This is a genomic window from Pantoea sp. ABR1s, assembly GCF_057812235.1.
In genome coordinates this window covers 51,937-65,411 of record NZ_JBSZSY010000004.1, presented here as the reverse complement: position 1 = coordinate 65,411, position 13,475 = coordinate 51,937, and the positions used below count along the sequence as shown (strand labels likewise).

The 13,475-nt window shown below is 57.2% G+C and carries 11 protein-coding genes; 4 read left to right on the top strand and 7 right to left on the bottom strand.

Annotation, left to right across the window (positions count from 1 at the left end; all coding sequences use genetic code 11):
• Positions 1–12: 12 nt before the first annotated feature.
• Complete coding sequence (locus ACXKZD_RS21455) at positions 13–927, bottom strand: LysR family transcriptional regulator (RefSeq protein WP_033760743.1); 915 nt, start codon at positions 925–927, stop codon at positions 13–15.
• Between the two features lie 97 nt (positions 928–1,024).
• Between ACXKZD_RS21455 and ACXKZD_RS21450 the strand changes: the two genes are divergently transcribed.
• Positions 1,025–2,083 (top strand): SDR family oxidoreductase, encoded by a 1,059-nt coding sequence (locus tag ACXKZD_RS21450; protein WP_050679279.1) that lies wholly within the window; start codon positions 1,025–1,027, stop codon positions 2,081–2,083.
• Between the two features lie 58 nt (positions 2,084–2,141).
• Here the strand turns inward: ACXKZD_RS21450 and rluF are convergent, their stop codons facing one another.
• Positions 2,142–3,020 (bottom strand): 23S rRNA pseudouridine(2604) synthase RluF, encoded by an 879-nt coding sequence (gene rluF / locus ACXKZD_RS21445; RefSeq protein ID WP_022624530.1) that lies wholly within the window; start codon positions 3,018–3,020, stop codon positions 2,142–2,144.
• Positions 3,021–3,123: 103 nt separating this feature from the next.
• Complete coding sequence (locus ACXKZD_RS21440) at positions 3,124–3,594, bottom strand: GNAT family N-acetyltransferase (protein WP_033760746.1); 471 nt, start codon at positions 3,592–3,594, stop codon at positions 3,124–3,126.
• Between the two features lie 311 nt (positions 3,595–3,905).
• On the opposite strand from ACXKZD_RS21440, the gene sfnG reads away from it, so the two are divergent.
• Positions 3,906–4,991, top strand: coding sequence for a dimethylsulfone monooxygenase SfnG (sfnG, locus tag ACXKZD_RS21435; RefSeq protein ID WP_033760750.1), 1,086 nt, complete (start codon positions 3,906–3,908; stop codon positions 4,989–4,991).
• A 145-nt stretch (positions 4,992–5,136) separates the two neighbouring features.
• Here the strand turns inward: sfnG and ACXKZD_RS21430 are convergent, their stop codons facing one another.
• Both ACXKZD_RS21430 and ACXKZD_RS21425 read right to left on the bottom strand, forming a co-directional pair.
• Positions 5,137–7,110: an autotransporter domain-containing esterase gene (locus tag ACXKZD_RS21430; protein ID WP_052271326.1), complete on the bottom strand. Its 1,974-nt coding sequence runs from the start codon at positions 7,108–7,110 to the stop codon at positions 5,137–5,139.
• Between the two features lie 204 nt (positions 7,111–7,314).
• Positions 7,315–8,205 carry a MurR/RpiR family transcriptional regulator gene (locus tag ACXKZD_RS21425; protein WP_033760756.1) on the bottom strand — a complete coding sequence of 297 codons (891 nt, stop codon included), beginning with the start codon at positions 8,203–8,205 and terminating at the stop codon, positions 7,315–7,317.
• 459 nt (positions 8,206–8,664) lie between these two features.
• Here ACXKZD_RS21425 and ACXKZD_RS21420 point away from each other — a divergent pair, with 459 nt between their 5' ends.
• Both ACXKZD_RS21420 and ACXKZD_RS21415 read left to right on the top strand, forming a co-directional pair.
• Positions 8,665–10,785 carry a TonB-dependent siderophore receptor gene (locus tag ACXKZD_RS21420; RefSeq protein ID WP_488982309.1) on the top strand — a complete coding sequence of 707 codons (2,121 nt, stop codon included), beginning with the start codon at positions 8,665–8,667 and terminating at the stop codon, positions 10,783–10,785.
• A 22-nt stretch (positions 10,786–10,807) separates the two neighbouring features.
• Positions 10,808–11,914, top strand: coding sequence for an ABC transporter substrate-binding protein (locus ACXKZD_RS21415; protein WP_488982352.1), 1,107 nt, complete (start codon positions 10,808–10,810; stop codon positions 11,912–11,914).
• On the opposite strand, the gene ACXKZD_RS21410 is transcribed toward ACXKZD_RS21415, so the two are convergent.
• Positions 11,903–12,886 carry an XdhC family protein gene (locus tag ACXKZD_RS21410; RefSeq protein WP_033760766.1) on the bottom strand — a complete coding sequence of 328 codons (984 nt, stop codon included), beginning with the start codon at positions 12,884–12,886 and terminating at the stop codon, positions 11,903–11,905. The two genes, ACXKZD_RS21415 and ACXKZD_RS21410, sit on opposite strands and share 12 nt — an antisense overlap.
• Complete coding sequence (locus ACXKZD_RS21405; RefSeq protein WP_033768802.1) at positions 12,883–13,449, bottom strand: nucleotidyltransferase family protein; 567 nt, start codon at positions 13,447–13,449, stop codon at positions 12,883–12,885. Before ACXKZD_RS21405 ends, ACXKZD_RS21410 begins: the two co-directional genes overlap by 4 nt.
• Positions 13,450–13,475: the final 26 nt, after the last annotated feature.

The window sequence follows — 13,475 nt, the reverse complement described above, 5'->3', positions numbered from 1 at the left end:
TTCTTCTCAACCTTATTCGCTGAAGTTCTGCCCTGTTCCCTGCAACCGCACCAGCTCCTGAGTTAACAACGTGACCAGCTTCCGCACTTTATCCGGGATAAAGCGGGCATCGGGGAAAACAGCATAAAGATAACGGTCGGGAAGCCGCCAGTCCGGTAAAACCCGCACCAGTCGGCCGGATGCCAGCGCGTCTGCGCCGATAAGTGTTTGTAACCCACCGATCCCCAGCCCCGCTTCAAGGGCCTGCATCAATGCATCACTGTTGTTAGAGCGAAAAGCACTTTCCACCGGCACAGACACCCTCGTGGTCGCGGACACCAGCTGCAGCGGCGCATCGGGCGATACGCCGCTAAAACGTATGTGGGGATGGTGCTGCAGGTCACTGGGAGTTTGCGGCGTGCCGTTTCGCGCTATCCACTCAGGGGAAGCCACCAGCACGGTTTCAACCGTGGTGAGTGAACGGGCAGCCAGTGTAGCGGGCGGCGATTCGCTGAGGCGGATTGCCACATCAACGCCTTCACCAATGAGATCCGACAGGCGATCCTCCAGCGCAATATTCAGACGCAGCGCGGGATGCGCCTGCTGGAATGCAATCAGATGCGGCATAAGCCGCTGCCCGATGCCGCTCGGCAGTTGCATATAGAGTTTGCCGTGCAGAGGCTGCGATTCAGGCCGTAGTTGCTGCTCCAGCTCTTCCATCGCGCTGAGCAGCTGCCTGACCTGCTGCAGATAATGCTGACCCTGCTCCGTCAGCGCCATTTTGCGGGTGGTGCGGTGCAGCAACACAACCCCCAGCGCCTCTTCAAGCGCGGCAATCTGCTGGCTTACCGCCGACTGCTTCATGCCGTTTTGCCGGGCCGCCGCCGAAAAAGATCCCGCTTCAGCAACCCGGATGAAGGTCTGAATCGCATTCAGTTTGTTCTGCATTTATTGATTTTCCTGATAAGTGACATCCGGTTCAGGGGATTTAATCAGAAATAAACGCAGGTGAGAATGCAGCTTCTCACTTAACAGGGCAATGATCATGAAAACGACGCAGGATAAGAAGGTTGCGCTGGTGGCGGGTGCCAGCGGGATTGTCGGTCAGCAACTGAGTCAGGCACTGGTAGCAGACCACTGGCAGGTCAAAGCACTGACGCATCGGTCAGACTATGCAGTCAGCGGCACAGAGGTGATTGCGGTTGATCTGCGCGATAGCCAGCAGTGCCAACAACGGCTGGCATCACTCACCGACGTCACGCATATCTTTTACAGCGCCTGGCTGAACGCTTCTGACTGGGGAACCATGGTCGGGCCGAATCTTGCCATGCTGCAAAATCTGGTTCAGACCATGGAGGATGTCGCACCACTTGAGCATGTCAGCCTGATGCAGGGATACAAGGTGTATGGCGCCCATCTCGGACGCTTTAAAACGCCGGCGCGGGAAAGCGATCCTGGTGTACCGGGTGCTGAGTTTAACGTCGCGCAGCTGAACTGGCTGAGCGCACAACAGCAAGGTAAAGCCTGGCACTGGAGTGCGCTGCGGCCCGGTGTGGTCGGCAGTGACAGGCCGGGCAACAGCATGAACCTGGCGCTGAGCCTGGCGCTGTACGCCTCAATCTGTCGCGCGGCGCGGCTGCCCTTACGCTTTCCCGGTTCGCCGGAAACCTGGCACAGTATGGTCGATTTTACCGATGCCACTCTGCTGGCCGACGCGACGATCTGGGCCGCACGCACTTCTGACGCACGCAATCAGGCCTTTAATATCAATAATGGCGATCTCTGGCGCTGGAGTGAGCTATGGCCGGTCATTGCAGCGTGGTTTGAACTGGAGATCGCGCCGCCGGTTTCGCTGTCGTTCCGGCAACTATTTCAGGATTATCGTGCGCTGTGGCGGGAAATCGCCGCTGCCGACGCGCTGCTCCAGCCCGATATTCTGGCGCTCAGTGATGGTGTCTTCGCTGATTTTGTTTTTGGCTGGGATTACGACTTGTTTGGCGATGGCAGCAAGCTGCGGCGGGCGGGATTCCACGGTTATCGCGCAACGGATAAGATGTTCTGCGATCTGTTTGCCCGCTTCCGGGCGGCCCGGATCATTCCGTGATAATCCGTTGAATACAGATGCAGAGAGCAGGAAAGTCGCTCTCTGCATCGGGCCAGCATTAGCGCCCTTTCTTCTTACGTCCCGGCTGGACAAAACGCTTGCGTGAGGCACCGTTAGCATCCGCTTTTTCAGCGGGTTTCGACGCACTCTTCTGCGGTTTTTTAGCGGCGGCCGGTTTCGCCGGAGCTTTAGCTTTCTTCGCTGGTTTATCTTCTGAAGAGGAGTTCTCCAGCAGTTTAAACAGCTCAACGAGTTCGTCGTCAGTGAGATCGCGCCACTCCCCCAGCGGCAATCCCTTGAGATTGACGTTCATGATGCGGGTGCGCTCAAGCTTGGTCACTTCAAAGCCAAAATGCTTACACATACGGCGGATCTGGCGATTCAGCCCCTGGACCAGCGTGATGCGGAAGACAAACGGCGCTTCTTTCTTCACTTTGCACTTTTTGGTCACCGTGCCCAGCATCGGCACGCCTGCGCTCATTCCGGCAATAAACTCATCGGTGATCGGCTTGTCAACCGTAACGACATACTCTTTTTCGTGGTTGTTACCGGCCCGCAGGATCTTGTTGACCAGATCACCGTGGTTGGTAAGAAAAATCAGGCCCTGAGAATCTTTGTCGAGTCGGCCAATCGGGAAGACGCGCTTGCTGTGATTGACGAAATCGCTGATGTTATCGCGCTCGCCCTCTTCCATGGTGGTGATAATCCCCACCGGCTTATTCAGGGCAATCAGCACCAGATCGTCTTCATCGCGCGGCTCGATAAGCTGACCATTGACCTTCACCACATCGCCTGCAAATACCTGCGCGCCTACAGTGGCGCGTTTGCCGTTAATGAAAACGTTGCCCTGCTCGATGTAACGATCGGCGTCACGACGGGAGCAGATGCCGCTCTCGCTGATGTATTTATTAAGACGAGTTGATGAGTCAGTCAGCATGATTCCTCCAAAAAACGCGGACTATACCTTACCGGCGGGGGCTTGCGAAGTCTTTGCACCGGAAACTTTTGCTCAGCTTTGCCAGCCTGACGGCAGCGGGCATTCACAGATCAATCGCCATCTCAGTACAGCGCAAATCGCTGCCCGCCAGCTTTGACGGATAGAAACTTTCGCCCAGCGGCCGGAAGCCATGCTGCTGGTAAAAGCCCACGGCGTTCGGCGTCGAAGCGAGCGTCAACCGGTGGTAGCCACGCTGCAGCGCCTCCGCTTTGATGGTGTCGATGATCAGCCCAGCCATTCCCTGTCCGGTAAATCCGGGCAGGGTAAAAATGGCTTCCACGCTGGCGGCGGCAAGGTCCAGCGATCCGGTAGCAACCGGCACGCCGTCCGGGCCATCAATCACGAAGAAGGGATTCATGCGGATCATTGCAGGAAAGCTGGCGGGCATGCGGTCTGGCGTCCAGGCGGCGAGCACGTCGGGTGGATAAGCATGCTGGCAGCCATGACGGATGGCCAGATTTCTGATGTTCCATAAATGGTGCGCCTCTTCGGGCGATGCCTGTCTGACAATCATAGTGCCCTCCGGCTCTGCAACAGAACCGCTACGTTATCACATCGCTTTGCGGCTATCTGCGAATACCGCCGGGTTCAGTGCCCCTGGCCTCGCCGCAGTTACGCGCGGTCATGAAGCGCTGCTGCATTGGCAACCGTGCTGTTTACGTGTTGCTGCATTTGCAACATCCACTTTATGCAACATTGGTTTTTAATCCAGTAACATCAATCTATTACGCTCTGGCATGGTTACTGCTTGGTCTTTTCTTTTATATCTGAAAGTTTGGAAAAATTAACTGTTCCATTAATCCAGCTATATGCCAGGAGAAAACCATGTCACTGAACCAACCTTTACAGTTCGCCTACTGGGTGCCGAATGTCTCGGGCGGACTGGTGATCAGTCAGATAGAGCAGCGTACCCGCTGGGATGCCGAATACAACCGCAAACTGGCGCAGATCGCTGAACAGGCGGGTTTTGATTACGCGCTGACGCAGATTCGCTTTACTGCAGGATATGGCGCAGATAATCAGCATGAATCAGTCACATTCTCGCAGGACTTACTTAGTCACACCTCGAAATTAAAAGTGATTGCCGCTCTGCTTCCCGGCCCGTGGAATCCGGTATTGGCGGCAAAGCAGATTGCCACTATCAGCCATCTTTATGGTCCACGCATCGCCGTTAATATTGTCAGCGGCTGGTTCCGGGGCGAGTTCAAGGCAATTGGTGAACCCTGGCTCGATCATGAAGAGCGCTATCTGCGTTCAGAAGAGTTTATTCGCTGCCTGCGCGGCATCTGGCGTGAAGAGAGTTTTAGCTTTGCCGGCGATTTTTATCGCTTCCGCGATTACGTGATGAAACCCAAGCCGTTGTCACCGCTCCCGGAAATTTTCCAGGGTGGCAGTTCACGCGCGGCGCGCGACATGGCCGCCAGGGTGTCAGACTGGTATTTTACCAACGGTAATACCCCGGACGGTGTCCGTCTGCAGGTCGCGGATATCCGTGAAAAAGCCGGACGTCATCAGCATCAGGTCAGAATCGGGCTGAACGGTTTTGTGATTGCCCGCGAGAGCGAACAGCAGGCGCAGGCGGTGCTTCATGAGATCATCAGCAAAGCCAACCCGGATGCGGTAAAAGGCTTTCAGCATGAGGTCAAAAATGCTGGCAGTGCCTCACCCGAAGGAGAGGGAAACTGGGCGAAATCGTCGTTTGAGGATTTGGTGCAGTACAACGACGGCTTTAAAACCAATCTGATTGGCACACCGCAGCAGATTGCTGAACGTATTATCGAACTGAAGCAGGCCGGTGTGGATCTGCTGCTGCTGGCATTTCTGCACTTTCATGAAGAGGTCGAATTCTTTGGCCGCGAAGTGATACCGCGGGTCCGCGAACTGGAGGCGCAGTCTTTGATCGAAGCGTGAAAAAGGTACGCCACAGAAGAGAGTTATACCCGACTGCATCCGGGGTGTGATGAACGCTCAGATCTGCTGCAACGTCGCCCGCCGCTATCATTATGATAGCGACGGACAACGTCTGCAGGGCTTTTCACTCCGCAAAGCAGATCCGTTAAAAGCGGGCGTTAAGCCCGACGTTCCATGTCACCTGATGCATGTCGCTGTTGCCTGTTACCGCCGAGACGCCCGCAAAGGCATTCACCGAGGTGCCAAGCGGCACGCTCGCACCCACCGCCATATCGATCCAGTTATCATCACTGGAATCGCTGCTGCGGGTAAAGGCGGTGCGGGTCGATTTCAGTCCGGCGGTCACCGCCGAATCGCTGTCACCAAACTGGTGATTGTAGCTGACCTGCGCCCAGGGATTGATCAGCAAATCTTTGCTGTCGATACGCCAGCCCACTGCGCCGATTTGAGAGTGCAGCGTCTGGTCGCCAAAGCGCATTGAGGTGCTGCTGTTGCCTTCCTCTTTATAGCCATCGACCTGGGTGTAGTCGAGCGCATAGCTGGCCACCGGGCCAGTAGAAACATAGCTACCCAGCGGCAAATCCCAGCCGGTCTGCAGCCGCATTCCCAGCACCTTACCATTGCTGTTGCCCTTTTCCGTGCGGGTCGCCGGTCCCAGCCTGATCTGACGCTCAATATCATCAAAGTCGAGATCGGCATAATGGGCGTCCGCATTAATCCATCCCCGATCGAGATAATTCAACTGACTCCAGAGTGCCACCAGATTGCCGCGTAAACGGTAATCAAAGCGCGACGAGGGATCCTGACGTTGCGAGGTCGTAGAGAGCATGGCACCGGCCTGCCAGTGATCGGTCAGCTGATAGCCCACACCCACGGTACCACTGGCGCTGGTCGCATCGCCATCCTGCAGGCTGTCGCCGCGGAAATCACGCTGCTGCCCGGCATAACCGCCGAAAACAGTAAACTCGCCAGCACTGGCGGGCTGCTGACGCTGCTGCTGCAGATGTCCATCCAGCGTATTGCGCGCATCGCCCACCAGCATCGACGGCGCCTGACTCAGTGCAGCTACCTGCAGCGGCGCATTCAGCACCGACTGAATGTAATCGGCGATCAGCGCATGGACCGCCGGGCTGGGATGCAGTCTGTCTGCAAACAGATACTGCTGTGACTGCGAAAATCCTGTCGTCGAGGAGGTGCAGTCCATCGCCGAGACACCTGGCGGACAGGCCATTCCGGCCGTATTCGTGAGTCCATACAGGCCCGGATTATCGATCACCTCATTAAACAGGCCATTGATATCCACTCGCGCAATGTTCCCGCGTGCGGTCACCAGCCCCTGCTCTTCAGCCTGGTTGTAACGGTCGGTGAGGGCCGCCGCCTCCTGACTCAGTAACTGCCAGGCGGCAATCAGCTGCTGTGCAATGGCATCCCGGATCAGCGGAATTGAAGAGATTTGTCCGGCCGCCTCGCCAAGCGCGGTTTCAATCGCCTGCTCTCTTGCGGCACGGTCAGGCGTAGTGGTGGTGCTCAGCGACTGAAACAGCGCCGCCGTGGCAGGTTGTGCCGCTGGGCCAAGCACCTGCAGAATCGCCTGCAGCAGGGCGGGCGTTGCCCCTACATTAGGTACCGTCGGTACAATCACCGTTCCGGCTCCGGCATCCAGCAACCGGCTGACCTGTGAGGCCGCTGCACTGGCGCTGTTATCCACTATCTGCCGGGCAGCGAGAGGGGCAAGAGCCGCCGCCGCTAAATCATTGCCGCCAATCCAGTGAATATAGAGACCGTCCGAATCAGCTCGTCCGCCTCGCGCCGCAAGGTAGTTATCAAGCTGATCCTGAGTGTTAAACAGGGGATTAATTGCAGGTACCGCAACTGCGCCACCTTCGGCATAGTTGCTTCCGCCCTGCGATGAAGGGCGCAGGTTATCACCCAGCGACTGCGCTACGATCTCGTCATAGAGCGGATGGGTCGCGCCATCATAGGTAAAGCGCCCGACGTTCCCGCCATCACTCAGGCTATCGCCAAAGACGGTGAGGTCGCTCCAGGCCATCGCAGGCAGCGGCGACAGCAGGCTCAGGGTGGCACAGCAGAAAAGGTATTGCGCGTGAAGGGGTTTCATCAGCAGCTCCGCACAAATCAAATGAAAGTCAGTATGAGTAAGAACCGCACCGGCTGGCGCAGCAAGCTGTAAGCGTAGACGGCTGAGGAAAGGGGTGGCAGAAAATACGGGATCGCGCTCGCAAAGCGGAGAAATTTGACTTAAAGATCAGCCGTGCCGGTTCAGGTGAAATACCGGGAACCCACCACGGCGTCGTTACACGGGCTACTTTTTGCTGGCGGGCTTCAGGCCGCGATTAAGATCCTGTAAACGTTTCATCGTCTTAACGGTACGCTGTGGCAGCGTTGAGGCCACCGACAGGATCAGCATCTCCAGACAGACCATAATCGTGCCGTGCAGGGGAATGCGTCCCTTCTCGCCGCCGCGCGGCACATTGATTACGACATCCGCCTCGCGGGCGAAAAAAGAGTCGGTGGCGTTGGTCAGCAGAATTATCGGTATATCCAGCCGCTTCGCTTCACGCACCACGGTTGTCCCTTCCCGATGCGCCGACTGCTGCGCCATCATGATCAGCACGTCGCCACGCTGTAGCGCCAGCATCTGCTCTGCCAGCGCAATTCCGGCACGGTTAAGGGAAAAGGCGGGCAGACCGATACGATTCAGCAGCCGCACGCTGTAGTCCGCCAGAATACCTGAGGCGTTGATGCCAAAAATAGCGACCTGCCGCGCTTCGCCCAGCAGCGCCACGCTATCCGCTACCGCCACCCGATTCTGCTGCTGCGACAGCACCTCACAGGCGTGCCGGTGGCCCTCCAGCACAAAGTCGATGGCGCTGTTCACATCACTGGTCACCTCACTGACGGTGGTAATCATCTTATCTTCAGAGGTCAGCGAAGGACCAAACCAGGCCTTAAGTGTCTGTTTGAGGTCGCGTAGCCCGCTAAAGCCCAGCGCCTGAATCGCGCGGATTACAGTGGCATCAGAGGTGTGATTCGCCACAGCGATCTCCATCGCGGTGCTCTCCAGCACCGTTTCCCGCTGTTGATCGATATAACGCGCCACCGCCAGCAGGCGGGGTGAAAGCTGCTTTTCACGGGCGCGAAGACGTTCTGCCACCACATCCACTCTGTTTTTAACGGGCCTGCTCTGTTTCATGCTGCACCTGCAACTGGGGTTAACGTGTGAAAAGGCTCATCTCTGGTCTGGCTAAATGGAGAGTTTAAGGGCCGGGAGATGTAGTAAAAACGTCATGCTGTTTTATATTTCACCTGCAGAAGATGTGGATTTAACCAAAAACCTCACCTTCATATAAAAATATATTCATTATTTTCAATAGGCTAAAAATTGCAGCCAATCTTTTTGCAGCGATAAACGATACGGCAAAAATGTAGTCAATTCTATTCAATTTATGTTTACTACTACAATAGCGGATGTTTGAATGATTCTCAATTACAGATGAGAAAGGTTGTCGTCCGGCCGGCATAATGACCTTGAAGGCCTGATACTGATCTCCTCTGTTTGAACGCTGCATATTGCTGAACACCTCCAGGGTAGACCTGCAAGACAGACAGATTGTCAGTCGTCAGGTCCTTTGCTTCAGATACGAAAAGAAAAATGAAAAACAAAGACTCACGATATCCGGCCCGGCACCCCGCTCTGGTCGTGGCGATCTGCAGCAGCATTATGCTGCCACAGGTCAATGCAGCAACCGACAGCGCCCCGGATATGACCGTGACCGCGGATGCCAGTTCAGAGGGAAATTACAGCGCCACTCAGAGTAGCGTCGCCAGTAAAATGCCGACCGCGCGGCTTGATGAGGCGCAGTCGGTCAGCGTGGTGACGCAGCAGCAACTGGACGATTACCAGGCAAGCTCACTGGCGGATGCGATGCGCTTCGTCAGCGGTGTGACCGAAGCAAACACGCTGGCTGGCACCGAAGATGGCTTTGTACGACGCGGATTTGGCAGCAACGCCGATGGCTCTATCTACCGGGATGGCATTCGCAGCAGTCAGGGATTGAATTTCGATGCCACGACCGAGCGGGTTGAGGTGCTGAAAGGCTCCTCCTCGCTGCTGTATGGCATTCAGAATCCGGGCGGCATTATCAATGTGGTCAGCAAAAAGCCGCAATACAGCTGGCACTCCAGCGTCAGCGGACGTTACGCCAGTGAAGGTGGCGGTGCGGCCACCCTGGATGTCACCGGCCCGCTGGGCAACGGCTTCGCCTTCCGCCTGATCGCCGAAAAGCAGAATCAGGATTACTGGCGCAACTTTGGCAGTGAAGAGCACACACTGCTGGCACCCTCTCTGCAATGGTATGGCGAGCAGGCAAGTTTTCTGATCAGCTATGCCGACTACCGCTATGACATTCCCTACGATCGCGGCACGGCCTTCATTGACGGCAAGCCAATCGACATCGGTTATAAAGATCGGCTGGATGACAAAGCCAATCACGCCTGGGGCCATAACAAAACCCTGAATGCCCACTATGACTGGCAGTTTAATGATGAGTGGCGCACCCGGTTAACCCTGGGCTGGAACCAGCGGCGCTATGACAACAATGAAGTGCGCGTGACGGCGGTGAACGCCAGCAGCGGCGTGGTCACACGTCGCGCCGATGCCAATCGCGGGTTTAACCACAAAACCAAATATCTGAGCTGGGATCTGCTGGGTAATCCCGAAATTCTGGGTATGCAGCACGCGCTGGTGGTGGGCACCGACTATGAGATGAACCAGACTTATCGTGCCCATCAGTATCAGGGCAAGATCAATCGCCAGTTCAACTATTTCACGCCTGAATATGACCTGCTGTCACCGGTCACGGACGCCAGCACGGAAAATAGCGCAGCCGCCAATAACCTGAACCGTATTCATAGCCGGTCACTCTACGCCAAAGACAGCATTTCTCTGTCACCCGACTGGATTGTGGTGCTGGGCGGTCGTTATCAGCATTATGAACAGCGCGCCTCGCGCGGCTTTAATCCGCAGGTGGAAACCCTGAATGATGAGGGTAATAAGTTTCTGCCGCAGGCGGGGGTGATCTACAAATTCACACCTGACCTCTCTTTCTACACCAGCGTCAGCAAGTCGTTTACGCCGTCAACCGACGTGGATGATGATGGCAATGTCGGCAAACCGGAACAGGGCACCAGCTGGGAAGTTGGCAGTAAATGGCAACTCTCGCCGAAACTGTTCGCCACCGTCGCCCTCTATCGGATAGACGAAAAAGCGATGTCGCTGAATATTAATGGCAGCACGCGGGCCATTGATAAAGCCCGATCGACCGGCGCTGAGTTTGAGCTGAACGGCGAAATTGCACCCGGCTGGGATTTGAGCGCGAACTACAGCTATGATCAGGCAGAGATCGTTAATGACCGGGTTAATCCGGATAACAATGGCAATCGTCTGCAGAATGCGCCGCGCCATGCCGGTGCGCTCTATCTCAGTCATGAGATGCAAATCAGCAGCCTGCCCGGCTCGTTCCGGCTCGGTGGCGGTGCACGCTATGTCGGCAGCCGTGCGGGCGATCCCGATAACAGCTTCACCCTGCCCGACTATGTGGTGGCAGACAGTTTCGTGGCATGGAACAACCGCCTGTTCGGTGAAAAAACGCAGCTGCGTCTGAACATTAATAACCTGTTTAACCAGCACTATTACAGTTCAAGCGGCGGCAACCTGCGCGTCCGTGAAGGTGAAACCCGCAATCTGATGGTACAGGCCCGTGTTGAATTTTAAATCGCTGCGCTGTGCGTTATTAATGCTTAGCGTGATACTGGTCAGCGCTGGCGCACACGCTCGCACGCTGACCGACGTCACCGGCCGTAAGGTAGAGATACCCGACCATCCGCAGCGTATTGTGCTGGGTGAAAGCCGGATGCTCTACAGCGTCGCGCTGCTGACGCCCGGCAATCCGCTGCAGCATATCGCTGGCTGGCCACAGGATCTGAAAAAGTTTGATCCCCAGACCTGGCAGATTTTTGCCAGTAAGTTTCCGCAGATGGAGGAAATTCCGGTACTGGGTCTGGATGGCGTCAATGACATGAATCCCGAACAGGTGATCGCACTGAAACCGGACCTGGTGATCCTGCCGCAGCTGGCGCGCGGCAGTGAAAGCGGAGCAGTGCTGGAGAAGATGCTCAGCGCGGCGCATATCCCGGTGGTGAAGATCGATCTGCGGGTTGAGCTGCTGAAAAATACCGAGCGCAGCATGACCCTGCTGGGCGAGGTGCTGAATCAGCCCCAGCGGGCTGCTGACTTCAATCGCTTTTACCGCAGCCACATGCAGCGCATTGAGAGCCGACTGGCGGACTATCACGGAGCTAAACCTAAAGTTCTTTTGCAGCTGCATCTCGGGCGGCGCAGTGAATGCTGCGTGACGTCGGTGAATGGCAACCTGGGTGAGCTGCTGCGCTTTGCCGGGGGCGACAACATCGCCAGTCAGCAGATCAAAGGCGTGTTCGGACGGCTGAGTGAGGAGAGTGTGATTGCGGCACAGCCCGACTTTTACTTCGCCACCGGCACCGGCAGCGCCGATGAAGCGGGAGCCTTAAAACTCGGCCCCGCCGTCACAACAGCGCAGACCCGGCAGAGCCTGCTGGCGCTGACCGGTCAGCAGAATGCGCTGAAGCAGCTGACGGCATTGCGGGACGGTCATGCCGGGGCAATCTGGCACAACTTTTACCTCAGTCCGTGGCACGTGGTAGCGACAGAGTTCTTCGCCACCACGCTCTATCCGCAACTGTTCCGCGATGTCGATCCTGAACAGACATTGCGGCAGCTGTTCCATGATTTCCTGCCGATCCCCTATTCGGGCAGCTACCTCTACCGGCTCGCACCGGAGGCGACGTCGGACTCAGGCGGCTGACAGCCCGCGATTTTTCACCCGGACGATATCGGCCATCACCGACAGCGCAATCTCCGCCGGGGTTTTGCTGCCGATAGGCAGGCCGATGGGCGCATGGATGCGGTCCAGTTCGGCACGATCCATGCCGGCGATCTGTTGCAGTCGCGCCCGTCGTTTCTCGCTATTTTTCGCCGAGCCCATGATGCCGATATAGAACGCGGGTGTCGCGATCGCCTCCATCATCGTCAGGTCATCAATGCGGGGATCGTGGGTCAGTGCCACAATCGCCACCGCTGCATGCGCGCCGTTCAGCTCCAGCCAGCGCGCCGGATGCTGTGACACCAGCGTCACGTTGTCCGCAGCGCTGAAGTGGCTCTCCAGCTCCGTCAGCATCTCCGGTCGGTGCTCACAGACCCGCACGTGAAATCCCAGCATCTGCCCGAGCCGGATGCACTCATATGCCACAGTCGAGTAGCCCGCGATCAGCAGTTCCGGTATCGCACCAACCGGCAGTAACATCTGCTGTTCACTGGCATCCAGCGCAGGCAACACCCTGTCAGGGGCGAGCACTTCCCACTGCGCACGTTCGCCGGGTCGTATCATTTTCACCATCGGCTGCTGTCCGCTCAGCGCGCGCTGCATGGCCGTCAGCAGCGCCAGCGTGGCATCATCGGGCGGCAGAAACTCAATGACGATCTCCAGGCTGCCGCCGCACGGCAGGCTGACGTCAGGACGCATTCCGCCTTCACCGTACCGCACCCGCTGACTGCTGGCGCGATAGGCTCCTGCCGCCAGTTGCGCCAGAAAGTCCTCTTCAATGCAGCCGCCCGACAGCGATCCGCAGTAAGCACCCGTTTCGTTGACCGTCATCAGGGTGCCAGGCGCGCGCGGCGAAGATCCATAGGTGCGCAGCACCGTGCAGAGCCAGACCTGCTGACCCGCCTGGCAGCTACTCAGTGCCGCATTAATCACACGTTGATCCAGCGTAATCATGAAAATTCCTTTATTAACTGCAGATCAGCAGGGAGATCGATATCACACAAACAGCCGCGATCCTGAAGCGGCAGCCGGACGGCGAGTGACTTCACCGCCGCCTGCGGCCCGGCATCGCCCTGTAGCGTGCTCAGCATCGGATAGCAGGGGTGCTGAAAGCCAACCGGATGGCCCGGCCTGCCGTCAATCCACGGCCTGACGATCGGCGCGTCCGCCAGCGCGGCGCTGACGGCGCGGTAACTTTCAGGCGTGACAAACGGCATATCGCCCAGCGCAATCAGCCAGCCGTCATAGTCACGGCTGGCTTTGACACCTGCGGCGATTGATTCGCCCAGCCCGCCGCTGTCACACAGCACCAGGGTAGCCTGCGAGCAGAGCGCCTTAAGCGCAGCGGCGTCCGGGCGCGTGACCACAAACAGGTCAAGACCACTGGCAGCGGCCTGCTCCAGCGTGCGTTGCAGCACCGGTTTGCCATTCAGATCGGCCAGCAGCTTATGCTCACCCGCCTGCTGGCGAAAACGGCGACTCAGCCCGGCGGCCAGCACAATCAACGCTATCTTCACTCTTTCTCTCCGCTAAGCGTGAAAAA

Bases quoted from the DNA above. Each gene is read 5' to 3' on its own strand.
- ACXKZD_RS21440 (WP_033760746.1), bottom strand. From the start codon at position 3,594: ATGATTGTCAGACAGGCATCGCCCGAAGAGGCGCACCATTTATGGAAC.
- sfnG (WP_033760750.1), top strand. From the start codon at position 3,906: ATGTCACTGAACCAACCTTTACAGTTCGCCTACTGGGTGCCGAATGTC.
- ACXKZD_RS21415 (WP_488982352.1), top strand. From the start codon at position 10,808: ATGCTTAGCGTGATACTGGTCAGCGCTGGCGCACACGCTCGCACGCTG.
- ACXKZD_RS21455 (WP_033760743.1), bottom strand. From the start codon at position 927: ATGCAGAACAAACTGAATGCGATTCAGACCTTCATCCGGGTTGCTGAA.
- ACXKZD_RS21430 (WP_052271326.1), bottom strand. From the start codon at position 7,110: ATGAAACCCCTTCACGCGCAATACCTTTTCTGCTGTGCCACCCTGAGC.
- ACXKZD_RS21450 (WP_050679279.1), top strand. From the start codon at position 1,025: ATGAAAACGACGCAGGATAAGAAGGTTGCGCTGGTGGCGGGTGCCAGC.
- ACXKZD_RS21425 (WP_033760756.1), bottom strand. From the start codon at position 8,205: ATGAAACAGAGCAGGCCCGTTAAAAACAGAGTGGATGTGGTGGCAGAA.
- rluF (WP_022624530.1), bottom strand. From the start codon at position 3,020: ATGCTGACTGACTCATCAACTCGTCTTAATAAATACATCAGCGAGAGC.
- ACXKZD_RS21420 (WP_488982309.1), top strand. From the start codon at position 8,665: ATGAAAAACAAAGACTCACGATATCCGGCCCGGCACCCCGCTCTGGTC.
- ACXKZD_RS21410 (WP_033760766.1), bottom strand. From the start codon at position 12,886: ATGATTACGCTGGATCAACGTGTGATTAATGCGGCACTGAGTAGCTGC.